Source organism: Frigoribacterium sp. CFBP 13729 (assembly GCF_014841875.1).
In the GTDB taxonomy this organism is placed as follows: domain Bacteria; phylum Actinomycetota; class Actinomycetes; order Actinomycetales; family Microbacteriaceae; genus Frigoribacterium.
In genome coordinates this window covers 1,202,838-1,227,009 of record NZ_JACYUR010000001.1, presented here as the reverse complement: position 1 = coordinate 1,227,009, position 24,172 = coordinate 1,202,838, and the positions used below count along the sequence as shown (strand labels likewise).

The 24,172-nt window shown below is 74.0% G+C and carries 23 protein-coding genes; 10 read left to right on the top strand and 13 right to left on the bottom strand.

From position 1 onward, the window contains the following. Positions 1-6: 6 nt before the first annotated feature. From IFT77_RS05580 to IFT77_RS05565, 4 genes are all read right to left on the bottom strand, one after another. Complete coding sequence (locus IFT77_RS05580; protein ID WP_192169396.1) at positions 7-1,488, bottom strand: MFS transporter; 1,482 nt, start codon at positions 1,486-1,488, stop codon at positions 7-9. A 129-nt stretch (positions 1,489-1,617) separates the two neighbouring features. After that, on the bottom strand, positions 1,618-3,114 hold the full coding sequence (locus IFT77_RS05575; protein WP_192169395.1) for a DHA2 family efflux MFS transporter permease subunit: 1,497 nt from the start codon (positions 3,112-3,114) through the stop codon (positions 1,618-1,620). A gap of 257 nt (positions 3,115-3,371) precedes the next feature. After that, positions 3,372-4,250: an ABC transporter permease subunit gene (locus tag IFT77_RS05570; RefSeq protein ID WP_192169394.1), complete on the bottom strand. Its 879-nt coding sequence runs from the start codon at positions 4,248-4,250 to the stop codon at positions 3,372-3,374. Next, a complete protein-coding gene (locus tag IFT77_RS05565; RefSeq protein ID WP_192169393.1) occupies positions 4,247-5,224 on the bottom strand; it encodes an ABC transporter ATP-binding protein in 978 nt (325 codons plus the stop codon). Before IFT77_RS05565 ends, IFT77_RS05570 begins: the two co-directional genes overlap by 4 nt. A 196-nt stretch (positions 5,225-5,420) precedes the next feature. Between IFT77_RS05565 and IFT77_RS16775 the strand changes: the two genes are divergently transcribed. The 6 genes from IFT77_RS16775 to IFT77_RS05535 all read left to right on the top strand — a co-directional run bounded on the left by IFT77_RS16775 (position 5,421) and on the right by IFT77_RS05535 (position 10,254). Then, complete coding sequence (locus IFT77_RS16775; protein WP_371740941.1) at positions 5,421-6,092, top strand: DedA family protein; 672 nt, start codon at positions 5,421-5,423, stop codon at positions 6,090-6,092. Positions 6,093-6,108: 16 nt separating this feature from the next. Beyond that, the gene (locus tag IFT77_RS05555; RefSeq protein WP_371740940.1) at positions 6,109-6,777 is read left to right on the top strand and encodes a nucleoside/nucleotide kinase family protein; all 669 of its coding nucleotides are present in this window, start codon (positions 6,109-6,111) and stop codon (positions 6,775-6,777) included. A 72-nt stretch (positions 6,778-6,849) separates the two neighbouring features. Continuing rightward, positions 6,850-7,506, top strand: a complete 657-nt coding sequence (locus tag IFT77_RS05550) for a histidine phosphatase family protein (RefSeq protein WP_192169391.1) — start codon at positions 6,850-6,852, stop codon at positions 7,504-7,506. A 272-nt stretch (positions 7,507-7,778) separates the two neighbouring features. Then, the gene (locus tag IFT77_RS17415; RefSeq protein ID WP_192169390.1) at positions 7,779-9,179 is read left to right on the top strand and encodes a peptidoglycan DD-metalloendopeptidase family protein; all 1,401 of its coding nucleotides are present in this window, start codon (positions 7,779-7,781) and stop codon (positions 9,177-9,179) included. A gap of 129 nt (positions 9,180-9,308) precedes the next feature. After that, positions 9,309-9,884 carry a GNAT family N-acetyltransferase gene (locus IFT77_RS05540; RefSeq protein WP_371740939.1) on the top strand — a complete coding sequence of 192 codons (576 nt, stop codon included), beginning with the start codon at positions 9,309-9,311 and terminating at the stop codon, positions 9,882-9,884. A 10-nt stretch (positions 9,885-9,894) separates the two neighbouring features. After that, positions 9,895-10,254 (top strand): hypothetical protein, encoded by a 360-nt coding sequence (locus tag IFT77_RS05535; protein ID WP_192042234.1) that lies wholly within the window; start codon positions 9,895-9,897, stop codon positions 10,252-10,254. A 58-nt stretch (positions 10,255-10,312) separates the two neighbouring features. Here IFT77_RS05535 and IFT77_RS05530 read toward each other — a convergent pair whose 3' ends face one another. From IFT77_RS05530 to IFT77_RS05510, 5 genes are all read right to left on the bottom strand, one after another. After that, positions 10,313-11,263 carry a hypothetical protein gene (locus IFT77_RS05530; RefSeq protein ID WP_192169389.1) on the bottom strand — a complete coding sequence of 317 codons (951 nt, stop codon included), beginning with the start codon at positions 11,261-11,263 and terminating at the stop codon, positions 10,313-10,315. Positions 11,264-11,379: 116 nt separating this feature from the next. Beyond that, on the bottom strand, positions 11,380-12,252 hold the full coding sequence (locus IFT77_RS05525; RefSeq protein WP_192042232.1) for a DNA/RNA non-specific endonuclease: 873 nt from the start codon (positions 12,250-12,252) through the stop codon (positions 11,380-11,382). An 86-nt stretch (positions 12,253-12,338) separates the two neighbouring features. Beyond that, a complete protein-coding gene (locus IFT77_RS05520; RefSeq protein WP_192042231.1) occupies positions 12,339-13,433 on the bottom strand; it encodes a glutamate--cysteine ligase in 1,095 nt (364 codons plus the stop codon). Positions 13,434-13,653: 220 nt separating this feature from the next. Next, on the bottom strand, positions 13,654-14,310 hold the full coding sequence (locus IFT77_RS05515; RefSeq protein ID WP_244638390.1) for a PadR family transcriptional regulator: 657 nt from the start codon (positions 14,308-14,310) through the stop codon (positions 13,654-13,656). Positions 14,311-14,460: 150 nt separating this feature from the next. Beyond that, positions 14,461-15,384 carry a CoA ester lyase gene (locus IFT77_RS05510; RefSeq protein WP_192042230.1) on the bottom strand — a complete coding sequence of 308 codons (924 nt, stop codon included), beginning with the start codon at positions 15,382-15,384 and terminating at the stop codon, positions 14,461-14,463. Between the two features lie 270 nt (positions 15,385-15,654). Between IFT77_RS05510 and IFT77_RS05505 the strand changes: the two genes are divergently transcribed. The 3 genes from IFT77_RS05505 to IFT77_RS05495 all read left to right on the top strand — a co-directional run bounded on the left by IFT77_RS05505 (position 15,655) and on the right by IFT77_RS05495 (position 19,720). Then, on the top strand, positions 15,655-17,304 hold the full coding sequence (locus IFT77_RS05505) for a hypothetical protein (RefSeq protein ID WP_192169388.1): 1,650 nt from the start codon (positions 15,655-15,657) through the stop codon (positions 17,302-17,304). A 102-nt stretch (positions 17,305-17,406) separates the two neighbouring features. Beyond that, positions 17,407-18,123: a hypothetical protein gene (locus tag IFT77_RS05500; RefSeq protein ID WP_192169387.1), complete on the top strand. Its 717-nt coding sequence runs from the start codon at positions 17,407-17,409 to the stop codon at positions 18,121-18,123. Between the two features lie 316 nt (positions 18,124-18,439). Further along, positions 18,440-19,720 carry an Nramp family divalent metal transporter gene (locus IFT77_RS05495; RefSeq protein WP_192169386.1) on the top strand — a complete coding sequence of 427 codons (1,281 nt, stop codon included), beginning with the start codon at positions 18,440-18,442 and terminating at the stop codon, positions 19,718-19,720. Positions 19,721-19,746: 26 nt separating this feature from the next. Here IFT77_RS05495 and IFT77_RS05490 read toward each other — a convergent pair whose 3' ends face one another. Continuing rightward, positions 19,747-20,889 carry an alpha/beta fold hydrolase gene (locus IFT77_RS05490; RefSeq protein ID WP_192169385.1) on the bottom strand — a complete coding sequence of 381 codons (1,143 nt, stop codon included), beginning with the start codon at positions 20,887-20,889 and terminating at the stop codon, positions 19,747-19,749. 94 nt (positions 20,890-20,983) lie between these two features. Beyond that, positions 20,984-21,592 carry a DUF1990 family protein gene (locus tag IFT77_RS05485; protein WP_192169384.1) on the bottom strand — a complete coding sequence of 203 codons (609 nt, stop codon included), beginning with the start codon at positions 21,590-21,592 and terminating at the stop codon, positions 20,984-20,986. 48 nt (positions 21,593-21,640) lie between these two features. Between IFT77_RS05485 and IFT77_RS05480 the strand changes: the two genes are divergently transcribed. After that, a complete protein-coding gene (locus IFT77_RS05480) occupies positions 21,641-22,306 on the top strand; it encodes an alpha/beta hydrolase (protein ID WP_192042224.1) in 666 nt (221 codons plus the stop codon). Positions 22,307-22,466: 160 nt separating this feature from the next. Here IFT77_RS05480 and IFT77_RS05475 read toward each other — a convergent pair whose 3' ends face one another. Further along, on the bottom strand, positions 22,467-23,747 hold the full coding sequence (locus tag IFT77_RS05475; RefSeq protein ID WP_192042223.1) for a M18 family aminopeptidase: 1,281 nt from the start codon (positions 23,745-23,747) through the stop codon (positions 22,467-22,469). Between the two features lie 40 nt (positions 23,748-23,787). Beyond that, a complete protein-coding gene (locus IFT77_RS05470; protein ID WP_192042222.1) occupies positions 23,788-24,165 on the bottom strand; it encodes a hypothetical protein in 378 nt (125 codons plus the stop codon). Positions 24,166-24,172: the final 7 nt, after the last annotated feature.

Here is a 24,172-nt window from a genome sequence, read left to right as displayed (position 1 = left end):
CGACCGCTACGACTTCCCGGTGCCGCCGCCCTTGCCCGGCGTCACGACCGACAGCGGACTCGTGATCGACTCGAGCGACTTCCGCTCGGCCGACACCCCGAAGACGAACGCGATCACGCCTCCTACGAGCATGATGCCGGCGCCGAGGAAGTACCCCGCCGTCAGCGGCCCGCGGTCGGTGCCGTCGCCGATCAGTGAGCCGTAGAGCGTCGGGGCGACCGCGCCGGCGATCTGGCCGAGGGCGAAGAAGTAGCCGATCACCTGGCCGCGCAGTTCGAGCGGGAAGATCTCGCTCACCGTGAGGTAGGCCGAGGAGGCGCCCGCCGACGCGAAGAAGAACGAGACGCACCAGAACACGGTCTGGGTCGTCGCGCTCAGGACGTCCATGTGGAACAGCACGGCCGACACGGCCAGGACGACCGCCGAGACCCCGTAGGTCAGGAAGATCATCTGGCGGCGGCCCCACGTGTCGAAGAGGTGGCCGAGCAGCAGCGGGCCGAGCAGGTTGCCGATGGCGAACGGGAAGAAGAAGTACTGCGTCGACGCCGGGTCGGTGCCGTAGAAGTTCTGCAGCACGAGCGCGTAGGTGAAGAAGATGGCGTTGTAGAGGAACGACTGCGTGATCATCATCGTCGCGGCGACGAGGGTGCGCTTCGGGTAGTCCTTGAGCAGGGTGCGGAGGATGACGCTGAACGGGATCCGGCCCTGGTCGGTCACCTCGAGCGCCTGGTCGTCGCTGACCGGCTCGAGGGTGCGGCCCTCCGCCTCGACGCGGTGCTCGATGTCGGTGACCGTCGCCTCCGCCTCCTCCTCTCGGCCGTGGGTCATCAGCCAGCGGGGGCTCTCGGGGATGTGCCGGCGCAGGTAGATGATGATCAGGCCGAGCACCGGGCCGATGAAGAAGCCGATGCGCCAGCCGACGTTCTCGGCGAAGTAGTCGGTGTTCAGCAGGAAGAGGTTGGCGGCCGAGCCGAGGGCCGCGCCGCCCCAGTAGGTGCCGTTGATCGCGATGTCGACGCGGCCGCGGTAGCGCGACGGGATGATCTCGTCGATGGCCGAGTTGATCGCGGCGTACTCGCCGCCGATGCCCATGCCGGCGACGAACCGGAAGACGGCCAGGAACGCGAAGCTCGGCGACAGCCCGGCCAGGCCGCTGGCGACGAGGTAGATGGCCAGCGTGAGGATGAAGAGCTTCTTGCGGCCGAGCGTGTCGCTCAGCCGGCCGAAGATCAGGGCTCCCGCCACCTGGCCGAGCAGGTAGATCGTGCCGAGGTAGCCGACCTGCGCGGCGGTCAGGCCGAGGTCGGCCTGGAACCCGGCGGAGGCGACGATCTGGATCTCGAGGCCGTCCAGCACCCACGAGAAGCCGAGCCCGACGACGATCGTCCAGTGGAACTTGGTCCACGGGAGTCGGTCCATGCGGGCCGGGACCAGGCTGCGGACGCTGCCGCCGCCTCGGCGGGCCGTGGTCGACGACGAGCTGCTCATGGTGATCTCCCCTGTGCGCGGTGTGCATTCGTGCAGAGGGTGCACGAACACCGGCGACAGTACTCCCGGCGCCGGACGCACGACCGCCCTCCCCGGTGGTCGGGGAGGGCGGTCGTGGGGGAGGTGCGGCTAGTGCGCCACGATCGGCTCGGCGCCCTCGGTCACCGGGGGCTTGCGGACGAAGAAGGCACCGACCACGGCGAAGAGCGAGATGATCGCGCCCACCAGGAACGCGGCGCGGACGCCGGCGCTCGCGGCGGCGATGTCGCCGGCACCGCCGTTCGCCGCGGACACGGTGGCCAGCGTCATGACGGTCACGAACACGGCGGTGCCGGCCGCGCCCGCGACCTGCTGCACCGTGCCGACGATCGCCGAGCCGTGCGAGTAGAGACGGCCGGGCAGCGAGCCCAGGCCCGACGTGAAGAGCGGCGTGAACATCAGCGCGAGGCCGACGCTGAGGGCGACGTGCGCGCCGAGCACCATCGGGATGGGCGTCGACTCGGACACGGTCGAGAGGAACCACAGCACCGCGCTGACGAGCATCGTGCCGGGCACGAGCAGCACGGTCGGACCGTGCTTGTCGAAGATGCGGCCGACGATCGGCGAGAGCACGCCCTGCAGCAGGCCGCCGGGCAGCAGGAGCAGGCCGGTCGCCAGCGGGTCGAGGCCGTGGACGTTCTGCAGGTAGATCGGCAGCACGATCAGGGTGCCGAAGAGGGCGATCATGCCGACGCCGAGCACGAGGACCGACGTGGTGAAGGTGCGCGACAGGAAGGTACGGAGGTCGAGCAGCGCCTTGTCGTCGCGCTGCAGGGCGCGCTGGCGCAGGACGAACGCGAGCAGGGCGACGACCCCGACGCCGATCGGCAGCCACGCCGGCACGGCAGCCTCGGCGCCTTCCCCGATCGAGCTGAGCCCGAACACGATGCCGCCGAACGCGAAGGCGGACAGGATCACCGAGAAGACGTCGAGCGGCACCGTGCGGGGGGTGGTGACGTTCTTGACGCGCGCGGCGCCGAGGGCGAGGGCGCCCAGCGCGATGGGCAGCACGAGGATGAACATGAAGCGCCACTCGAAGACGCTGAGGATGATCCCGGAGATGGTCGGCCCGATGGCGGGCGCGACCGAGATGACGATCGAGATGTTGCCCATCGTGCGTCCGCGCGTGGCGGCGGGCACGAGCGTCAGCACCGTCGTCATCAGCAGCGGCATCATGATCGCGGTGCCGGACGCCTGGACGACACGGCCGAGCAGCAGCACGCCGAAGCCGGGCGCGATCGCCGAGATGGCGGTGCCGAGGCTGAACAGGCTCATCGCGGTGATGAAGACCGGGCGCGTGTTGAACCGCTGCAGCAGGAACCCGGTGATCGGGATGACGACCGCCATCGTCAGCATGAAGCCGGTCGTCAGCCACTGGCCGGCGGTCACGGTGATGTCGAGGTCGCGGGTCAGGCTCGGCAGGGCCACGCCCATGATCGTCTCGTTGAGGATGACGACGAAGGCGCTGACGAGCAGCAGGCCGATGACGAGCTTGTTGCGGGCCGCGAGGGCTGCGTCGTCCCCGTCGGGGGTCGCGCTGACCGAGCCGGTGTCGGCGGCGGTGGACGCGGCGGTGTCGCTCGTCATGTGATCTCCCTGGAGGGGCTGGCGGGTGGCGGTGGCGGTGTCTCGCCGTCGAGACACCGGTGCAGCGCTCGCGAGGCGTCGTTCATTCCCGATCCGAGGTGAACGACAGGGGCGGACAGCAGAGCAGTCGGCAGAACAGACGGAAGAGCAGTCGGCAGAGCAGCCGGCGGAGCAGGCGGCAGAGGGGCACGAGGCGAGGGACCGACGCGACCGGGTGGTCGCGTCGGCCCCTGCCGCCGAGGAGGCGCGGCTGCGGACTAGACGTCGCGTCGCTTCACGAGGGCGAGCGCGATCGCGAACAGCACCACGACCCAGCCGACCAGCACGAGCAGCGCCTGCCACGGCTCGAGCACGAGCGAGCCGTCGAGGCCCGGCAGGGCGGTGAGCGACTGTCCGTCGACCGGGTAGTCGTAGACGCGCGTCGCGGCCTGCGGCGGGATGAACTCGTAGAGCGAGTAGATCCACGACTTCGCGATCAGCGCCTGGCCGATCGAGAAGATGATCGGCAGCACGAAGACGATGCCGATCGCCGAGGCGATCGCGCCGGCCCCGTTGCGGATGATCGCGCCGAGACCGAAGGCGATCATGGCGATGAAGCCGATGGTCGCGGCGCCGCCGAGCATCGACAGCCAGATGCGCCCGTCGGCGAGGTCGGTGTCGACGCCCGAGCTCGAGAGGAGCGGCGTGGACACGAGCAGCGCGACAGCCAGCGCGAGGGCCGACACGACGAAGGTCGTGACGCCGATGAGCAGGACCTTGGCGATGAGCGCCGGCGTGCGGCGGGGGACGGCCGCGAAGGTGGAGCGGACCATGCCGGTGCCGTACTCGCCGGTGATGACGAGGGCGCCGAGCACCGCGGCGACGAGCTGCGCGAACGGCACGCCGATCGTGGCGACGCTGACGGCGAGCGACTGCTGCTGCTCGTCGGTGGCCGGTGCCCCCTCGAAGCCGGACGCGAAGGCGCCGAACAGCAGGGCGAAGCCGATCAGCAGCACGACGATGACCGCGAAGCACCAGGCTGTCGAGCGGAGGCTGCGGAGCTTGATCCACTCCGACCGCAGGACGTGGGCGAACGAGACCCCCGAGCCCGCCGTGTGGGCGTGGGGCGTCGGGCGGGGCGTGGTGGTCGTGGTCATCGCGTCGCTCCCGACGTCGTGGCGGATGCGGCGTCGGCGGCCGCGGGGGCGCCTCCGGCGTGGGCTGTGCCTCCTGCGTGGTACTCGACCGAGTCCTGGGTGAGGGTCATGTAGGCCTCCTCCAGCGATCGGACCAGCGGGGTGAGCTCGTGCAGCACGATGCCCTGGGCGGCTGCGGCCTCGCCGACCTGTGCGGCGGTGACGCCCCGGAGGTCGAGCGCGCCGTCCTCGGTCGTCGTCACGACGACCTCGGTGCGGCTGCGCAGCAGGTCGGACAGCTGGGCGAGGTGCGGGCTGCGCACGCGCACGCCGTCGCCGGACGCCTGGGCGATCACGCTGCTGACGGGCGCGTCGGCCAGGACACGGCCCCGGCCGAGGACGATGAGGTGGTCGGCGGTCTGTGCCATCTCGCTCATCAGGTGCGACGAGAGGAAGACGGTGCGGCCCTCGCTGGCGAGGTGGCGGGCGAGGGTCCGCACCCACACCACGCCCTCGGGGTCGAGGCCGTTGACGGGCTCGTCGAAGATCAGGGTCGCGGGGTCGCCGAGCAGGGCGGCGGCGATGCCGAGGCGCTGGCCCATGCCGAGCGAGAAGCCGCCGACGCGCTTCTTCGCGACGGACTCGAGGCCGGTCAGGGCGATGACCTCGCGGACGCGGGCCTTGCCGATGCCGTGCGTGGCGGCCATGGCCAGGAGGTGGTCGTGGGCGCTGCGGCCGCTGTGCACGGCCTTCGCGTCGAGCAGCACGCCGACCTCGCGGAGGGGCGCACGGTGGTCGGCGTACGGGCGGCCGTTGACGGTCACCGAGCCGGAGGTGGGCCGGTCGAGCCCGACGATCATGCGCATGGTCGTCGACTTGCCCGCGCCGTTGGGGCCGAGGAACCCCGTGACGACGCCGGGTCGCACGGTGAAGCTGACGTCGTCGAGCGCCACCTTCGAGCCGTATCTCTTCGTGAGTGATCGAGCTTCGATCATGGGGGTGCCTCTCGTCGTCGTGCGGGTGTCGTCGCCCCGGGCACGCATCGTCGCGTACGGGGGCTGCCGACCTGCGTCGAGACTAGGAGAGGGGCACCGCCGCCGACATCCGCCGACCGGACGACACCCGCCGGCCACGGCCTGCGACCACCGGGGGAGGAGGCACCCGCGAGCGCGCGGTCGTTACACTCGCCCGGTGACGACAGCCACCCTCCTCGCCTCCCTGCCCCTCGCCTCCGGCGGCTTCCTGCTCTTCGACCCCGAGGCGCTGCTGCCGGCGCTGGGCCCCTGGGCGCTCGCGGGCATCTCGCTGATGGTGTTCATCGAGTCGGGCGTGCTGTTCCCGTTCCTGCCGGGCGACTCGTTGCTGTTCACGGCCGGGCTGCTGCACGAGGCCCTCGAGCTGCCGGTCTGGCTGATCGCCCTCTGCGCCTTCGCCGCCGCGTTCCTCGGCGACCAGGTGGGGTACTTCCTCGGCAACCGCTTCGGCCGGCGCTGGTTCCGGCCCGACGCACGCGTGCTGAAGACGGCCCACCTCGCCAAGGCCGAGGCGTTCTTCGCCAAGTACGGCGGCCTCTCGCTCATCCTCGGCCGCTTCGTGCCCATCGTGCGCACCTACGTGCCGCTCGCCGCGGGCACGGCGGGCTACCGCTACCCGGCGTTCCTCGCGTTCAACGTCATCGGCGCGTTCCTCTGGGCCGTGGGCCTCACGGTGCTCGGCTCGCTGCTCGGCGGCGTGCCGATCGTCGCCGACCACATCGACGTCTGGGCGATCGTGATCGTGCTCGTCTCGGTGCTGCCGATCCTGATCACGGTGCTCCGCAAGGCGATCTCGGCGCGGCGCGCGACCCCCACGCCCGGCGCCTGACCCGAGCTCGCCGGTCGTGACGTCGCCAGCGGACCTGCCGGTCCCGGGTCCTGAGCCGATCGCCGTCGACGACGCCGTCGAGAGCCTCGTCGGCCTCCGGGCCGAGACAAGCCGTCGCGTCGTGGTCGGCCTCGCGGGCGAGCCGGGCAGCGGCAAGAGCACGACGGCGACGGTGCTGGCGGAGGCGTTGCTCACGACCGGGTGCTCGGCCGTCGTCGTCCCGATGGACGGCTTCCACCTCGCAAGCGCGACCCTCGCCCGGCTGGGCCGACTCGACCGCAAGGGCGCGATCGACACGTTCGACGGGACCGGCTGGCTCGCGCTCCTCCGTCGCATCCGACAGGTCGAGCCCGGCGAGACGGTCTGGGCTCCCGACTACGTCAGGGGCCTCGAGGAGGCGGTCGCCGGCTCGATCGAGGTCGCCCCCGACGTCGAGGTGGTGATCGTGGAGGGCAACTACCTGCTCGTCGACCAGGAGCCGTGGCGGAGCGCCCGCGCCGAGCTCGACCTCGCCTGGTGGGTGGAGGTGCCGCAGGTCGAGCGGCTGCGGCGCCTCGTCGCGCGGCACGTGCGGCACGGCATGGCCGAGGAGGCGGCGCTCGCCTGGGCGACCGGGCCCGACGAGCGCTCGGCCGGGCTGGTGCGGGCCACCCGCGAGCGCGCCGACGCGGTGCTCGCGGGCTGACCCGGCCCTGGGCCTGGGCCCGGCCCTGGGCGGTGTCGGCGGTGTCGGTGGCCGTCCGTAAAGTGGAGAGCCATGCGCCTCTACCTCATCAGACACGGTCAGACCCCCGACAACGTCCGCGGCGAGCTCGGCACGACCGTGCCCGGCCCGGGCCTCACCGACCTCGGCCTCGAGCAGGCCGCCGCGCTGCCCGACGCCCTCGCATCGGCAGGCATCGGGGCGCTGTCGACCAGCACCATGCTGCGGACGCAGCTGACCGCGGCCCCGCTCGCCGCCTCCCTCGGCCTCGTGCCGACCGTCCGTGACGGCCTCCGCGAGGTCGAGGCGGGCGAGCTCGAGCTCCGCTCCGACCAGGAGGCCGTGTCGACCTACCTCGGCACCGTGCTGCGCTGGGTCGACGGCGACCTCGACGCCCGCGTCCCCGGCGCCGAGGACGGCCACGCGTTCTTCGCCCGCTTCGACGGCGCGGTCGACGAGGTCTGCGCGGGCGGCCTCGACGTCGCGGCCGTCGTCAGCCACGGTGCCGCGATCCGGGGCTGGGCGGGGCGACGCGCGTCCAACGTCGACGCGGCGTTCGTGCGCGCCCACCAGTTGGCGAACACCGGCGTGGTGGGGCTCGAGGGCGCGCCGGGCGAGGGCTGGGTGATCGTCGAGTGGGCGGACGAGCCGGTCGGCGGCGCCCTGCTCGCCGACCCGTCCGCGTCCGACCCGACCGGCGACGCCGCCTGATCGGAGGGGCGCCCGTCGGGTCGCCTGTCATGACCGGCCACGCTCGCCGCGCTCGGATCGGGGGACAGATCACGGGGTCGCTGTGACTCGTGTGACTCGAGTGAACTGGAGTGGCCCCAGCTCTGGGGGTCGTCGGGTGACGCCCGAACCTTCTACCTCGGGTTTACCCTCGCCCTCTTCCGCCGTAGGGTGGTCACGCATCCGACCTCGGTGACGAGCTGCCGACAGGCAGCTCGACGCAGGTCGCCCCCCTCGAGTCAGGACACGACCACGTGAGTTCTCCGCTGCCTGCACCGCTCCTGCCGGCCCTGCGTTCGCGCAGCGCGTTCGCCGTCGCCTCGACGATGCTCCTCGCGCTCGTCTTCGTCGTCGCCGGTGTCGTGGTCGGCGGTTCGCCCGCACGCGCGGCGACCTACCCGACCTGGGACGACGTCGTGGCCGCCCAGGCGAACGAGTCGTCCAAGCAGGCACAGATCTCCGAGCTGCAGGGGCTGCTCGACCAGCTGCAGTCCGACGCGGTGAACGCGCAGGCCGAGGCCGAGCGCCTGGGCGCGGCGTTCCAGGCCGCACAGGACCTCGCCGACCAGGGCGCCGCGAAGCTCGCCGAGCTGCAGGCGCAGGTCGACGAGAAGAACGCGATCGCGGACGAGAGCGAGAAGCGCGCCGGCCAGGTCTCGGCCCAGCTCGCGCGTACGGGCGGCGGCGACGTCTCGACGCAGCTGGTCGGCGACGGAGAGGCCGCCGACGACCTGCTCTACCGTCTCGGCGCCATGAGCAAGATCACCGAACAGGCCGACGGCATCCGTGAGCAGGCCGTCTCCGACCGCAACGTGGCCCAGTCGCTCGGCGACCAGGCTGCCGTCGCGAAGGAGGCGCTGGTCGGCCTCCGCGACACGGCGCAGGTCTCGATGGACGAGGCGCAGGCCGCGGCCGACGCCGCCACGGCCGCGGTGACCGCGCAGCAGGAGAACGAGTCGCGCCTCCAGGCCCAGCTGGCCGTGCTGCAGGACACGACCGCACAGACCCAGGAACAGTACGAGGCCGGCGTCGAGGCGGAGCGTCAGCGCGTCGCCGCCGAGCAGGCCGCCCGAGCCGCCGAGGCCGCCCGCCAGGCGGAGGAGCTGCGTCAGCAGCGTGCCGCCGCCGCGGCCGCGGCTGCTGCGGCTGCCGCCGCGCGTCCTGCCCCGAGCGCCGGCGCCCCTGCCCCTGCTCCGGCGGCGCCCCCGGCGTCGTCCGGCGGAGGCGGCGGGTCGGGATCCGGCTCCGGCTGGGTCCGCCCCAGCGGCGGCGGCATCTCGAGCGGCTACGGCTACCGCGTCAACCCCGTCTCGGGCCAGTGGAAGCTGCACGACGGCGTCGACCTGGCGCCCGGCTGCTCCACGCCGATCTACGCGGCGGCCTCCGGCACGGTCAACTACGCCGGTGCCTACGGCGGCTACGGCAACTACGTGCGGATCGCCCACAGCGGCGGCCTCAGCACGGCCTACGGCCACATCGTCAACGGCGGCATCAAGGTGCGCAACGGCCAGTCCGTCGTCGCCGGCCAGCTCATCGCCCTCGTCGGCTCCACCGGCAACTCGACCGGCTGCCACCTGCACTTCGAGACGCGCGTCAACGGCGCCTCGACCGACCCGGTGCCGTTCATGGCCGCCCGGGGCGTCAGCCTGCGCTAGCGGGCCGCGGGTCACGGGCCCCGGCTCACAGGCCCAGGCTGACCGGCCCCGGCCCCGGCCCGGCCCCGGCCCCGGCGCGACGTGCACAGCGTGCAGGGAGCGCCCGGGCAGCGATGGCAGGATGTCTCGGTGACGAACGCCGCTCCTCCTGCCCAGGTCTCCCCTCAGCCCTCGCCCCTCGAGGCGGGCGTCCCCGCCGCCTCGTCCGGGGCGGCGCTGCACGTGCAGCACGTCGCGTGGGACGACCCACGGGCCCTCGAGCTCCGGGCGCGCATGGACGCCGAGATGAACGAGCGGTACTCCGACCCCGGCGTCGTGGAGGACCCGGCGGTCACGGCCGCCCGTGACGACGCCCTGCGCGTGCACCCCGAGCAGGTCCACGCGACCGTGCTCGTCACCGACGACGCCGGCCGTGCCGTGGCGCACGCCGTGCTGCGCGACCTCGACGGCGAGTGGGAGGTCAAGCGCGTCATCGTCGACTCGACCGAGCGCGGCCGTGGCCTCGGCCGGGTGCTGATGGCCGAGGTCGAGGCCGTCGCCCGGGCAGGTGGGGCGCCGCGGCTCATCCTGCAGACGGGCGACCGCCAGCCGGAGGCCGTCCGCCTCTACGAGCGCGTCGGCTACCGGCCGATCCCGACGTACGAGCCCTACGTCGAGGCGCTCCCGAACTCGATCTGCTTCGAGAAGGTGCTGGTCGCCCCGTAGGCTGGGCGCGATGATCACGCGACGAGACGCTGCCCTGCAGCTCGACATCCCGCTCGAGATGGCGGTGCGGCACGGCATCCCCGCGACGCTGACGCTCGACGAGCTGCTCGCGCTCGAGAAGTCCCCGCCCGCGTGGCTGCTGCAGTCCCGGGCGAACCGGACGGGCAAGCCCGTCTGGGTCGATCTCGCCTGCGTGGTGTGCGGCTACCACGAGGCCGCCCGGCCGAAGAAGTGGTGGCCCTCGTGGACGCACCTCAGCTGCGACGACCACGGCGTGGACGAGCTGCCCGAGCCCGAACAGGGCACGGCGCGCAGCGAGGTGACCGGCGTGGGCAGCCGCTTCGTCGCCATCGTCGACTGGCGGCCGTAGACCCCGTCCCCGTGCCCGGCAGGTCCGTCCCGAGCGTGTCTCGAGCCCGCCCGGCCGGTCAGCCGCGGTAGCCCACCGACGCCGGCGCGTCGAGGCCGGCCAGCAGGTGCACGAGAGCCTGCCGGGCATCGTCGGCGAGCATCTGCCGCTGGATGTGCTGGTCGTGCCAGTGGACCAGGTCGGTCGGGACGACGTCGGCCGGCCCCTCGGCCCGTGCCGCTTCGACCTCGTCGACCACGACGTAGCGGAACGCCCAGGGGTCGCCCTCGTCCGCGAGGGTGGTCCGGTGCCCGAGCAGGCGGCCCGTCGAGACGTCGACGAGGACCTCGTGGCCGGGGTCGCCGGGGTCGGGCAGGCGGACGTCGACCCGTCCGTGACCGGACTCCGTGTCCGGCCCGGCGACGCGGGTGCCGAGGACCGCCGTGCCGGTCGTGTGCCCGGGGGCGCCGTCCGGGTCGCTGACGGCGTCGTCGTCCGCCGGCGTCGGGGTGGATCGAGGAGGTGCGCTCCGGTCGAGCCCCGACACGACGTCGTCGACCACCCGGGTCACCGCGACCTCGATCGCATCGCCCTCGGACGCGAGGCGTCGCGCGGCAGCGCGGAGCCACCCCTCGAGGACGACCAGGTCGTCGGACGAGAAGGGCTCCGGCTCGAGCGAGTGCACCGAGAAGTCGGCAGCCTCGACCGACCACTCCCACGACAGCACGACGCGCACCATCGCCGTGCTGCAGGGCAGCAGCGCCAGCACGCCTCGTCGCAGGCCGGGCGTCCAGTGCAGCTCGGGGTCGTCGAGCAGGGGACGGACGAGGTCGGCCGACGCCCTCGCGTCGGCCGGCACGTCGAACTCCGCCACCACCTCGCGCCAGGGCGTCGCCCGCTCCGGCACGACGTCGTGCTCGCGCCGGACGGTCAGGACGGTCGGGGGATCGTCGGCGAGGGGTCGTGGGCCTGGGGCGTCAGGGGCGTCACGGGCGGCAGGGTCGGCAGGCACGAGGACGGATCCTGCCACGCCCACCTCCGGCCGAGCCGAGTCGACCGGGCCGAGCCGGGACGGGCAGACCCGGGCCGAGCCGGGACGGGCCGGGCAGACCCGGGCCGAGATCCGACCCGACCCGGCGTGCCCCGCTAGAACGTCAGCTGGTCGGGCGAGTCGAGCGGCACCCACCCCTCGGGGAGCCCCGACGGCGGCCGGACCGTCGGGACGACCTGCAGCGAGTCGGCCTCGGCCAGCTGCGCGAGCTCGAGCCCGGTCAGCGCGGCGATGTCGCGCACCGGCACCTGGAAGGTGCGGTACGGCCCGAGCGGGGGCAGCTCGCCCTCGTCGCCGGCCCGGGCGGTCGCCTGCCCGAGGTCGGCGTCGTCGAGCTGGGGCGACTGGTCGAGCAGGTAGGCCGAGGTGCGCAGCGCGGCGCCGTCGCGCGTCGCCCAGGCCGCGATCTTCCAGAACCGGAGCGGCAGCTGGACGCCCCGGTAGGTCGGGTCGTCCGGGTGCAGCACCGGACCGGTCAGCACGGTGAGGCGCTGCTGGTGCACGGCCGCGTACTCGAGGACCAGGTCCTCCAGGCCGAGCCAGAGCTCGGACGACTGGTTGAAGTCGCCCGCCTGCGGCGCCGCGTTCGTGTAGGTGAACGTGTCGAGGTTCGCGCGCGACGCGATCGCCGGTGTGCCCCAGACCGGGTCGCGGCGCCGCACGAGGTGACCCCGGTCGAGGTCGTTGCGGGCGTAGACCTCGGGCCCGCACTGCTCGTCGGCCGCGACGCGCTCGTCGAGGTGCCAGTCGTCGCCCCGCTCGAGGTCGACGAGCGAGGACCCGTCGACGTTCACCGCGGTCAGCGCCGCCAGGCGCCGGCCGGGATCGAGCAGCACGGTGAAGTGCGCGTAGGGCAGCTCTCGCACGGCACGGGGGCCGGGGCGGGGCAGCGGCACCTGCACGGCGAGGAACCCGGGGTCGTACCCGAGGGCGGCTGCCGCCTCCGGCTGGTCGTCTGCGATCGTCATCCGCGCCTCCTGGTGGTCGGTGGGTGGTCCGAGCCCATCGTGCACTGCCCCTCCGACACCGGCCCGTGCCTCCGTGCCGTCGCAGCTCAGGCGCGGGCCACGAGCGCCGTCTCGCAGAGCCGCCGCAGCTCGGCGGGGCCGCCGCGCCGCACGGCCGCGCGCTGCCGCTCGGCGCCCGTCCCGTCGGTCGTCAGGCGGTCGAGCAGGGCGCGCGTCCGTTCGTGGTCGCCCGACGCGTCGAGCGCGTCGCCGACGTGCACGAGGAGGCGGTGCAGCACCTCCCGGGACCCGCGCAGCTCCCCGGCGACGGGGTCGAGCAGCTCGCCGCCGAGCCCGTCACGGGCGGCGTGCCAGAGACCGGCGTCGAGCAGCTCGGGCTCGACCTCGAGCGGGGCGACGTCCGCCTCGGCCTCCGCGCGGGCCGTGTCGACGAGGGCGCGCACCAGGGTCGCGGCGAGCAGGGCCCCGCCCGGGTCGAGCTGGGCGTCGGCGACCCGGACCTCCACGGTGGGGTGGTCCTCGGCGAGTCGGGCGTTCCACCAGATCGTGCGCGTGTCGTAGGTGCCGCCGACGCCGACGAGCCGACGTATCCGCCGGTCGTAGTCGGCCGCGTCCGCGAAGGGAGGCGGGCAGCCGCCCGTCGACCAGCGCCGCATGTGCATCGCGCGCCAGCTCGCGAAGCCCGTGTCGGCACCGTGCCAGTACGGCGAGTTGCCGGTGAGGGCGAGCAGCGTCGGCAGCCAGGTGCGCACCCGGTTCAGCACGGCCACGCCGACGTCCCGAGACGGCACCCCGACGTGGACGTGCGTCCCGTTGATGAGGTGGTCGGTGACGAGACCCCGGAACTCCTCCTCGACACGGTGGTACCGCTCGGTGTCGGTCACCGCCGGCCAGCCGCTGCACATGAAGGGCGTGCCGACGGCCGCGGCGACGACGCCGCGGCTGCGGGCCTGGGCGGCGAGCCGGGTGCGGAAGGTCACGAGGTCCGCCTCGGCCTGGTCCATCTGCGTGAAGACGGGGCTCGACCGCTCGATCTGCGACGCCAGGAACTCGTGGCTGACGAACTTCGACTCGTGGGCCGAGCCGAGCAGCTCGGCGTGCACGGACGCGGCGACGTCGGCCGGCGTCAGGGTCACGGGGTCGACCAGGATGAACTCCTCCTCGATGCCGAACGTCGTCATGCGGCCCCCTGTCGTCGGGGGGATGCTAGCGACCCGGCCGGGGAGCGCCCGCCGATCGGCCGAGAGGTGACCGTGACGACGGGGTACGCGGGTCCTGCGCGAGGGATGGGCGACGCGCGGGCCGGGCGGGCCGGGCGCGGAGCCGTCGCGGCGGGGCACGCGAAGGAGGCGCGGTGCAGGCGTGCCTGCACCGCGCCTCCTGGGCGGGACCCGTCCGACGTCAGTCGGCGAGGATCGCGTAGAGCGCGCGCCGCGTCTCGTCGAGCTTGGCGGTGGCCGCCGCGCGCTGCGCGTCGGTCACGCCCGAGCGGAACTGCTGCACGACGCCGAAGAGCTTGCCGAGGCTCTCGCGGAACTCGTCCGAGGCCTCGTCCCCGGTCGTGGCGGCCCAGGCCGCCTCGACGGCGTCCGCGTGCTCGGCCACGTAGGTGCGGCCGGCCTCGGTGAGCGAGTACTCGCCCTTGGCGGCCTCGTCGCCGGCGACGATGAGCTCTTCGTCGACGAGCTGCTGCAGCGTGGGGTAGACGGAGCCGGGGCTCGGCTTCCAGACGCCGTCGGTGCGCTCGGCGATGGCCTTGATCAGGCCGTAGCCGTTCGACGGGGCGTCGGCGAGCAGCGACAGGACCGCGAGGCGGACGTCGCCCTTGCGGGCTCGGCCGCGGCCGCCGCGGTGGCCGCCGGGGCCGAAGCCGGGGAACCCGGGGAAACCGCCGAAGGGGGCGGGGCCGCCGGGGCCGAAGCCGGGGCCGAAGCCGGCGCCGCCGGGGCGGCCGCCGCGGGCGAAGGGGCGGCCGAAGCGACCGCCGCCGGCGAAGCGGTCGTGCTGGTCGCGACGGTCGGAGTGGTCGGGGTTCATGTGGTGGTGTGCGTTGCCCATGGGGAACGTCCTCTCGATCTCAAGTCTGTGTCGCGGTGGTTGTCGCGATGTGTCAAAGATATGTCGCCGACTATCGCTTGTCAAGGGTCGACGAAAAAGAAGGAGGCGCACCCCGGTGGGGTGCGCCTCCTCGGCTCTGCTCTCGGTCGGCTAGCTGGCCGGCGCGACGCCGAACGCCGTGGCGAGCTTCTCGATCTTCTGCGCGCGGCCGAGACGGGGCAGGTCGCTGCCGTCGCGGATGACGCGTCCGCGGCCCTCGAAGTCGGCCAGGAAGTCCTGGGCCCAGGCCACGTCGGACGGCGTCGGGCTGATGACCTCGTTGATGACGGGCAGCTGCTCGACGTCGAGGCAGAGCTTGCCCGTCAGGCCGAGTGCGACGGCGACGCCCGCCTGCTCACGGAGCACGGGGTGGCTGCTGCCGACGGTGGGGCCGTCGATCGGGCCGGGCAGGCCTCCGATGCGGCTCGCGACGACCAGGCGGGAGCGGGGGTAGGCCATGGCGAGGTCGTCGGCGCTGGTGCCCGTGTCGCGGCGGTAGTCGCCGCTGCCGAAGGCCAGGCGGAACGCGCCGCGCGCCTTGGCGATCGAGGGGCTCTCCTCGATGCCCAGCGCGGACTCGACCAGCGCGAGGACCCGCACTGCGCCTCCCAGTCGGTCGAACGTCTCGGTGACGTGCTCGGGCGCCTCGGTCTTGGCGAGCATGACGCCCTGGAGGCCCGGCAGGCCGAGGAGGGCGTCGACGTCGTCCGACCAGAAGTCGGTCGAACGGTCGTTGATCCTGACCCAGGCGCTTCCGCCGGCCGTGAGCCAGGCGACCACGTCGTCGCGGGCGGCGGGCTTGCGGGCCGGGTCGACGGCGTCCTCGATGTCGAGCACGATCTGGTCGGCGCGGGAGCGCGCGGCCTGGTCGAAGCGCTCGGGGGCCGTGCCGGGCACGAGCAGCCACGAGCGGGCGATGTCGGCCGGCGGCTTCGAGCGGCCGGTCGCGGTCGAGCCCGTCGTGGTCGAGCCCGTGGCGGCGGAGCCGGACGGGGCGGCGTCGGGGGCGCCGGCGGTGGTGGCTGTGTCGGTCATGGGACGTCCTCGTCTGTCTCGTCGTCGCGTCTCGCCGGGTCCGCTCGTCGCGGGCGGCGTGCCCCACCACGCTACCGGGCCGCCCGGAGCCCGCGGGCGACGGCGCGCAGCGACGTGCGGCCACGGGTCTCCGCTCGGCAGGCGAGGGGTCCAGCCCTGACGCGGCTGTCGGGCGTACCGTTCAGGAAGACCACAGGCGACACCCGGGGTCACGGAGCACCGGCGACGTGCCCCCGGGGCGTCGCGAGGCCACGATCACGAGGAGCTGCCATGACCGACGCGAACACCCCGAGAGACCGCGCCGACGAGGGCGACGCCCGCGACCGCGCCCCGCGCGAGCCCGCCCGCGACCCGCTCGACGACGCACCGCTGACCCGCGACGACCACGACTCGGACGCCGACGCCGGCGATCGCCGTGCCGCCGACGGCCCCGCGGTCGACTTCGGCGCCCCGGCCGCCGACCGGCCCGCCGTCGACTTCGGCGCGCCCACCGCCGACCGGCCCGCCGTCGACTTCGGCGCACCGTCCGACGGGCCCGCCGAGCCCGCCGTCGCACCCGAGGACCGCGTCGAGGACTCAGGTGCAGGCGACCGCGACGACGCCGCCGACCGTCGTGTCGACGACACGTCGACCACGTCTCCTGACTCGTCGACGGGCCCGGCCGCGCCGCCTGCCGTCGCGTTCGGCGACGCCCCCGCCGACCGGACGAGCGACACGGGCTCCGCCGACGTCGACCGTTCAGGCGACGACGACGTGCGTGGCGGCACCGGCGCGTCCGCCGCACCGGCCGCGACGACGACGCCTGAGTCCTCGACCGGCGACGAGCGCCTGCCGGGCTCCGACGAGCGTGCGTCGTCCGACCACGCCGACACCGAGGTCCTCCACGACCGCGTCGAGCCCGCACCCCGGGAGGACGCCGACCGCCAGGTCGACGCCGACACCACCACCGACCGTGCGGACGACTCCGACGGTCGTGACGACGAGGCCCGTGTCGTCCCGCCCGTCGTCGCCCCGACGCCCCCGGCGTCGCGCGCCTGGTCCGCCTCGCCCCAGGACGACTCCGGCCGTCCCCTCCACGACGACGACGCCCTCCGCGCCGCCGAGGCCCATCGTGCCCCGGGTGAGGACGGCTCGCGGGTCGACGGCGACGCTGCGAACGACGGCGACCGACGCGACGACTCGCCGACCGTGGTCGCCCCCGTGGCGGCACCCGGCCGCGGCGACGACGCCCCCACCTCCTCGTGGCGCACGGACGACGGCCGTGTGGCCGGTCGTCCGGGAGGCGCCGGTCCGGCCACCGGGTCGCAGGCGTACCCGCTGGTGGCCGAGGCCGCGGACCCCGTGGCACTGCGCCGCGAGCTGCTCACGGAGCAGAAGCAGGAGTTCTCCGGCATCCGCTTCGGCGCCGGCCTCCTCGGCTGGTTGGCCGCGACGGGCTTCGGCGTCTCCGTGTTCGTCGTCTTCGCCGCGATCGCCTCCGCCGTCGTCGCCGCGTCGTCCGGCTCGAGCTCGGGGGGCTTCCGCGGCTACCTGGGCGAGAACGCCGAGGTCCTCTCGATCACGACCGGGATCGTCGTCCTCGTGATCGTCTTCGCCGGGTACTTCGTCGGCGGGTTCACGGCCTCGCGCGTCGCCCGGTTCTCCGGCTTCAAGCAGGGCCTGGCCACCTGGCTCTGGGGTCTCGTCATCACGATCGTCGTCGGGGTGGTCGGCGCCGTCGTCGGCGTCCAGGCCGGCGACCAGTCCGCGCCGAACCCGATGATCCCCTCCCTGGACGACATGTCGTCGACCTCGGTCGAGTCGTTCGTGTTCCTGGGCCTCCTCGTGGTGCTGAGCTTCGCCGGGGCCGTCCTCGGCGGCCTCCTCGGACAGCGCTGGCACCGCAAGGTCGACCGCTTCGTGCCCGACCACCAGGTCTGATCCACAGGGTCCTCACGGCCGGTCGCCCGGCCGTCAGGATCGTCCGGTCACGCCGGATCCGCGACACCGAACCACAGACACAGCGACACGCAAAGGACCCTCATGCACCTCCTCGACCGCTCCTCCCTCGTCCGCAACACCCTCGCCGTCGTCGCCGCGGGCACCCTCGTGCTCGGCCTCGCGGCCTGCTCGTCCACCTCCGACTCAGAGAGCAACAACACCGCGCCGACGCACCCCGTCAACGCGACCGAGCCCGCCGAGGAGTCGACGGAGGAGCCCCTGGCGACGATCCCCGCGCTCACGGGCGGCGTGGACACCCAGGTCGCCGTCGACGCCTCCTTCGTCGACGCGCTCGGCACCCTCGGCCTCACCCCCGGGGTCGTCGGCGACGCGACGTTCACCGACGGCACGTTCTCGTTCCCCATCACGGGCGGCAACGTGACCTACTACGACCCCGAGGGCGACGTGCGTCCCTACGTGCAGGGCAACATCGACCACGACGACTCGGGCCTGTCGCTGACCGCCGCCGACGGCACGGTCGTCGAGCTGAGCGACTTCCGCATCGACCCGGGCAAGAGCAAGCTCTACGGCACCGTCACCGCGAACGGGACGATCGCGGCGCAGGACGCCTACCTCTTCACCCTCTGGGGCGGCACGCTCGAGCCCCTGAAGACCGAGGGGACGAACGCCGTGCTCGAGGGCACGACCGTGCACGTCAGCCCCGACGCCGCCGCCCTGCTGAACGCCACGTTCGACACCGACGCGGTCCAGGACCAGATGCTCGTCGGCGTCGCGAAGATCACCGTCGCCACCCAGTAGCCCGCCGGGTGCAGCGCGTCGGCGCTCGTCAGCGTCGCCCCAGGAGCCCCGTCTCGCATCTGCGGGACGGGGCTCCGGCGTTCCCCGGCGCGCACCTCCTTCGCGCCCCTTCGGCGCGCTGCGGCTCGCGGCGTTCAGGAGATCGTCGATCGACCTTCCTGGATCGTGCACGGATCAGGAATCATGGCACCGCCGTTGCGCGGATCAGGACCGATCTTCCTGAATGAGGGAGACGAGACGCGCGGGGGCGGGCAGGTGTCTTTCGCGGTGCAGCAAGTGAAAGTTCGGTACCCCGAAATCTGTGTAGGGTCGAGGCATGGCGACGACACGACCCCGCGGCCCCGCCGTGCAGGAGGCGTCCGACCGTCGACCGGCACGGCGCCCGCACCCCAGGCCGCGCGGCACCCTGCTCGGCCCGGCGTTCGTCGCCGCGATCGCGTACGTCGACCCGGGCAACGTCGCGGCGAACCTGACCGCCGGCGCGCAGTTCCAGTACCTGCTGCTGTGGGTGCTCGTCGCCGCGAACGCGATCGCGGTGCTCGTCCAGTACCTGTCGGCCAAGCTCGGCGTGGTCACGGGGCAGTCGCTGCCCGAGGTGATGGGCCGCCGGCTCCCTCGCCCCGCCCGGCTGGCGTACTGGGGACAGGCCGAGGTCGTCGCGGCGGCCACCGACGTCGCCGAGATCATCGGCGGTGCACTGGCGCTGCAGCTGCTCTTCGGCGTCCCCCTCGTCGTCGGCGGCCTGATCACGGGCGTCGTGTCGTTGGGGCTGCTGATGCTGACGCAGTACCGCGGGGGCCACGTGTTCCAGTCGGTCATCATCGGGATGCTGGCGATCCTCACCGTCGGGTTCTGCGCCGGCCTGTTCTTCTCGCCTCCGTCGGGCCCCGGCATGCTCGAGGGGCTCGTGCCGCGCTTCGAGGGGGCGCAGTCGGTGCTGCTGGCCGCCTCCATGCTGGGGGCGACCGTGATGCCGCACGCCGTCTACCTGCACTCCGCCCTCGTCCGTGACCACCACGGCACCGTCACCGAGGGCGACGACCGTCGTCGGGTGCTGCGGGCCACGCGGTGGGACGTCGTGCTGGCGCTCGTCGTCGCCGGCGGGGTCAACATCTCGATGCTCGTGCTGGCCGCCTCGACGCTGCCCGGCCGGACCGGCACCGACACCATCCCGGGCGCCCACGACGCCATCCGCGACGCCCTCGGGCCGGTCGTGGGCGTGCTCTTCGCGGTGGGGCTGCTCGCGTCGGGACTCGCCTCGACCTCGATCGGCTCCATGGCCGGCGCCGAGATCATGCACGGGCTGCTGAAGGTGCGGGTGCCCCTGCTCGTGCGCCGCGTCGTCACGCTCGTTCCTGCCCTGGTGCTGCTCGCGACGGGCGTCAGCCCGACCTGGCTGCTGGTGCTGAGCCAGGTGGTGCTGAGCTTCGGGATCGCGTTCGCCCTCGTCCCGCTCGTCGTGGTGACGAGCGACGCGCGCCTGATGGGCACGGGGCGGAACGCGACCGGCACGCGCGTCGCCGCGTGGGCGGCGATCGCCGTCGTCATCGCGCTGAACGTCGCGCTGATCGTCCTGACGGCGACGGGCGGGGGCTAGGGGCCGCGAGCCTGGGAGCAGCGAGCCTAGGAGGCGGTCGTCCGGCCGTCCCGCTCGGTGCGTCCGGTGCGGCTGGCGTCGTCGGCGGCGGCGTCGTCCTCGTCGTCGGCCCGCGCCTCCTCGTCCGACTGCGCTTCCTCCGACTGCTCGTCGGCCCGGCGTCGCTCGGCGCGGTCGTGGGCGGCGAGCATCGCCTCGGCGTGCTCGGACTTGGCCTCGCCGATGGCGGCGTCGTCGCCGCGGGCGATGGCGACGCCCTCGCGGACGGTGGCCAGCACCGCCTGCGCTGCCTCCTGCGGGGTGAAGTCGAACTCGCCCCGCTCGGTGCCGTCGCCGGCGTCCGCGTAGTGCTGCAGCTCGCCGCCCTCGCCTGGCCGTGGGGGCTGCTCGGCGTGCTCGACGCAGAGCCGCGCCACCTCCTCCGCGTGGGCGTGCATGACGGAGTGGGCCGCGCCGGGCATCTCCCAGAGCCGCGACGACGGCACGAGCCGCCCGATCTGCTCGACCCAGCTGCGCGGTGCGACCGCGTCGTGCTCGCCACGGATGACGAGCGTGTGGGCGCGTACCTTCGGCAGCTGCTGCTCGATCGGGTAGGTCATCATCTTCGGCAGGACCTGTGAGAACCAGTGCACGCCGCAGACGAGGTAGGCCCGCAGCGCGAGCACCTTGACCCGGCCGGGCTCGTGCCAGGCGGCCTGCAGGAAGCGCCGTGCCGCGACGGTCACGCGTCGCTCGGCGGGGTTCACGACGGGGCCGATCAGCACGAGCGTCGACAGCTCGGGGCGCCGGGCCGCGAGGTCGGTGACGATCTGGGTGCCCATCGAGTGGCCGACGACGATGGGGTCCTTGAGCCCGAGGTCGTCGATGGCGGCGCCCACGAGGTCGGCGAACTGGCGGATCGTCAGAGCCTTGCGGGGATGCGTCACGCCCGCGAAGCCCGGCAGGTCGAGGGCGTGCACGGGACCGAACGCGTTCAGGTTCGGGGCCAGTCGCTCGAAGTAGTCGGACGAGACCCCGATGCCGGGGACGAGCACGAACGGGCGCTCGCCGGTCGTGCCGATGGTGCTCACGCGAACCCAGAGGTCGCCGCGCTCGACCCGGCTGACGCGCACGCGGGTGCTGGACTCGTCGCGGCCTCGCCTGCGCGAGCCGGTGCGTGTGACGGCCATGCGCCTCCTCGTCGGTGTCCGCCCCGCAGTGCTGCCGGGGCAGGAGGTGCGGGACGGTGGGCGACCAGTCTCGCACCCCGGCTGGGGCGGGGGCTCAGCGGCGCAGGACCGAGTCGAGCGCGCGGAGGTTGCGGCGCAGCAGGAGGCGCAGCGCGAGCCCGGACGCCGGGCCGGCCAGGCGCATCCAACAGGCTCCCGGCCGCCAGACGACGCGGATGTCGAGGGTGACGCGGCCGTCGGGGTGGTGCGTGACGAGGTAGCTCTCCCAGCCGCGCTGCGGGTGGCCGACCAGGGCCGCGTGCAGGAACCCCGTCGAGCGGGGGAGCACCGGCGCGCCGCCGAGCCGCGCTGGTCCGGGTGCGTCGGCGGGTCGTTCCGCAGTCTCGCCGACGGGCTCGTCGTCGAGCACCCGGACGACCTTGCACGCGACCCGCGGTCGCAGCGGCCCGAACGGGATCGCCCACGAGCTGACCGCGCCGACCTGCACCCGGTCGGGCACCTGCAGAGCCACGAAGCCGGAGCCCCGGTGCACCTGCCAGCCGAGGACGGCGTCCCCGGCGGTCCGCGCGTCGTCCGCCCCGTGGCCGACGAGTCGCGAGACGGCCGTCACGTGGAAGCCCTCCGGGACGGGGCCCGACAGCGTGGGCTCGCCCTCGAAGGCCCACGCGTCGACGAACCCGGGCGGGACGCTCTGTGACGACATGGGTCGAGCCTGGCACGTCCGCCGGCGCCGCTCGGGCAGGATCGGCGGATGACGACGAGCGCGCCCGGGTTCCTGTTGCTGCACGGCTGGCAGAACAGGCGCCCGGCCGACCACTGGCAGCACCTCCTCGCCGACGAGCTGCGGGGGCGTGGACTCGCCGTGCGCTACCCGCAGCTGCCCTCGCCGGACGAGCCCGACCTCGCAGAGTGGGAGGGGGCGGTCCGGTCGGAGCACGCCGCTCTCGGCCCCGGCCCGGTGACGGTCGTCTGCCACAGCCTCTCGACCCTGCTCTGGCTGCGGATCCAGGCCGGCGCCCGCCCGCTCGCGGCCGACCGGGTCGCGCTCGTGTCGCCGCCGTCGCCCGAGCTCATCGCCGGGCAGGACGCCGTGCACGCGTTCGTCGACGGCGGCGCGGCCGGCGGTGAGGCCAGCGGTGAGGCCGGTGGTGAGGCCACCGGGGCAGAGTCGCGGGACACGCTGCTGTTCGACGGCCGTCTCCTGGGCGCGGGGGGCATCGGCGACTCGGTCGTCGTGGCCGGCGACGACGACCCGTGGCTCCCGCTCGGCCTCGGCGACACGTGGCGCGGCCGCCTCGACGCCCGCCAAGTCGTGGTGCGCGGCGGCGGGCACCTCACCCCCGACTCCGGCTTCGGTGCGTGGCCGGCGATGACCGCCTGGGCCCTCGGCCAGCGAGGCGAGGTCGCGCTCGGCTGAGGTGCAGGGCGGCCGCCGGCCCCGTGGGCAGTGCGGGCGGCCGCGCTCGGCCGCGTGCCGGGGCAGGCGGCCGCGTGGGCGGGGCAGGCGGGTTCGTCCTGCACGGGCGCACGTGACGGACCGCTGACGACGGACCCGCCCGCCCCGCGGGCACGAGCCCCTAGGAGGCGGGGGCCAGGAACGCGGCGGCGGCAGCCGACAGGGAGGCCGGGTCGTCGACGCCGCAGAGCTCGCGCGCCGAGTGCATGCCGAGCAGGGGGACGCCGACGTCGATCGTGCGGATGCCGAGGCGGGTCGCCGTGATCGGCCCGATGGTCGAGCCGCACGGCACGCTGTTGCTCGAGACGAACTCCTGGAACGGCACGCCGGCCTGCTCGCACGCCCGCACCCACTCGGCCGCGCCGAGACCGTCGGTGGCGTAGCGCTGGTTCGCGTTGATCTTGAGCAGCGGCCCGCCGTTGACGACGGGCAGGTTCGCGGGGTCATGCCGCTCGGGGTAGTTCGGGTGGACGGCGTGCCCGGCGTCGGCGCTGAGGCACCACGAGGCCGCGAGCGCGCGCCGGTGGTCGGTCGCGTCGGCGCCGAGGCCCGCCGAGACGCGGGCGAGGACGTCCTCGAGGAACGGCCCGGCGGCCCCGGAGGGAGTGGCCGACCCGACTTCCTCGTGGTCGAACGCGGCGAACACGGCGACGTGGTCGAGCTCGGCGTCGGCCGTCGCGATCAGGGCCGCCAGCCCCGCGTGGGTCGACGAGAGGTTGTCCATCCGCCCGGCCGCGAAGAGCTCGCCCGAGAGGCCGAGCACGGCGGGGGCGGCGGTGTCGGCGACGACCACGTCGTAGCCGACCACGTCCGAGCCCGAGAGGCCGGCGAGGCCCGCGAGGTGGCCGAGCACGTCGGCCTGGTCGAGCGGACCGGCGCCGACCACCGGGGCGAGGTGACGCTGGGGGTCGAGCTTGAGCCCCTCGGCGTTGACGCCCCGGTCGAGGTGCACCGCGAGCTGGGGGATGCGGAGGAGCGGCCCGGTCCGCACGAGGGGGGTCTCGCCCGAGCGGGTCACGAGCCGCCCGGCGAACTCGAGGTCGCGGTCGAGCCAGGAGTTGAACAGCGGGCCGCCGTAGACCTCGACGCCCGCCTGCACCCAGCCCCGCGTGCCCGTCGTGGGCTTCGGCTTGAGCTTGAAGCCGGGGGAGTCGGTGTGCGCGCCCACGACCCGGAACGGAGTGGTCGACGAGGCGCCGCCCGGCTCGACCCACGCGATCACGGCGCCGTCACGGACGACGTAGCGCCGTCCAGGACCGGTCGGCCACTCGGCCGTCTCGTCGAGGGCCGTGAAGCCGGCCGCGTCGAGCCGACGAGCAGCCTCGGCCGCGGCGTGGAAGGAGGAGGGGGACGCCTGGATGAAGGAGGCGAAGTCGTCGAGGTGCGCGCGCGAGGAAGTCATCCCCACCAGCTTGCACCATGCCGGCGACGGGGCGGCGTCGTCAGCGCCCGCCGCTGCCCGTGACCTGGGCGCCGGGCTCGGCCCCGCTCTCGCCACGGCCGTCCTCGTCGTCGGCGGTCAGCCCGTCCGTCCGGTTCCCGGAGACACCGGCGGGGTCCACGGCGACGTAGCCGTCCTCGCCCGACAGCGGGCCGCCGAGGCGCTCGGTGACGTCGCCCTCGGGAGTCGCGTCCCCGCTCCCGGCGGGGCGGCCCTGGGTGTCGGTGGCCCCGTCGGCCGGGTGCCCGGCGGAGGTCGTGACGGCGTCGTCGTGGGAGGCGAGCGCGGCCTCCTCGAGGCGCTCGTCGAGGGCGCTTCCCTCGGTGGCGTGGCTCTCGGTCACGTCGTCGTGGGGCTCGTGGTCGTGGCTGGTGCTCATGGGGTCG

Coding starts and splice junctions, on each gene's coding strand:
- IFT77_RS05525 (WP_192042232.1), bottom strand. CDS start 12,252: ATGACGATCGCAGACGACCAGCCGGAGGCGGCAGCCGCCCTCGGGTAC.
- IFT77_RS05565 (WP_192169393.1), bottom strand. CDS start 5,224: ATGATCGAAGCTCGATCACTCACGAAGAGATACGGCTCGAAGGTGGCG.
- IFT77_RS05575 (WP_192169395.1), bottom strand. CDS start 3,114: ATGACGAGCGACACCGCCGCGTCCACCGCCGCCGACACCGGCTCGGTC.
- IFT77_RS05475 (WP_192042223.1), bottom strand. CDS start 23,747: ATGACTTCCTCGCGCGCGCACCTCGACGACTTCGCCTCCTTCATCCAG.
- IFT77_RS05500 (WP_192169387.1), top strand. CDS start 17,407: ATGCACCTCCTCGACCGCTCCTCCCTCGTCCGCAACACCCTCGCCGTC.
- IFT77_RS05515 (WP_244638390.1), bottom strand. CDS start 14,310: ATGGGCAACGCACACCACCACATGAACCCCGACCACTCCGACCGTCGC.
- IFT77_RS05570 (WP_192169394.1), bottom strand. CDS start 4,250: ATGACCACGACCACCACGCCCCGCCCGACGCCCCACGCCCACACGGCG.
- IFT77_RS05480 (WP_192042224.1), top strand. CDS start 21,641: ATGACGACGAGCGCGCCCGGGTTCCTGTTGCTGCACGGCTGGCAGAAC.
- IFT77_RS05505 (WP_192169388.1), top strand. CDS start 15,655: ATGACCGACGCGAACACCCCGAGAGACCGCGCCGACGAGGGCGACGCC.
- IFT77_RS05535 (WP_192042234.1), top strand. CDS start 9,895: ATGATCACGCGACGAGACGCTGCCCTGCAGCTCGACATCCCGCTCGAG.
- IFT77_RS05550 (WP_192169391.1), top strand. CDS start 6,850: ATGCGCCTCTACCTCATCAGACACGGTCAGACCCCCGACAACGTCCGC.
- IFT77_RS05485 (WP_192169384.1), bottom strand. CDS start 21,592: ATGTCGTCACAGAGCGTCCCGCCCGGGTTCGTCGACGCGTGGGCCTTC.
- IFT77_RS05470 (WP_192042222.1), bottom strand. CDS start 24,165: ATGAGCACCAGCCACGACCACGAGCCCCACGACGACGTGACCGAGAGC.
- IFT77_RS05490 (WP_192169385.1), bottom strand. CDS start 20,889: ATGGCCGTCACACGCACCGGCTCGCGCAGGCGAGGCCGCGACGAGTCC.
- IFT77_RS05510 (WP_192042230.1), bottom strand. CDS start 15,384: ATGACCGACACAGCCACCACCGCCGGCGCCCCCGACGCCGCCCCGTCC.
- IFT77_RS05495 (WP_192169386.1), top strand. CDS start 18,440: ATGGCGACGACACGACCCCGCGGCCCCGCCGTGCAGGAGGCGTCCGAC.
- IFT77_RS05520 (WP_192042231.1), bottom strand. CDS start 13,433: ATGACGACGTTCGGCATCGAGGAGGAGTTCATCCTGGTCGACCCCGTG.
- IFT77_RS05580 (WP_192169396.1), bottom strand. CDS start 1,488: ATGAGCAGCTCGTCGTCGACCACGGCCCGCCGAGGCGGCGGCAGCGTC.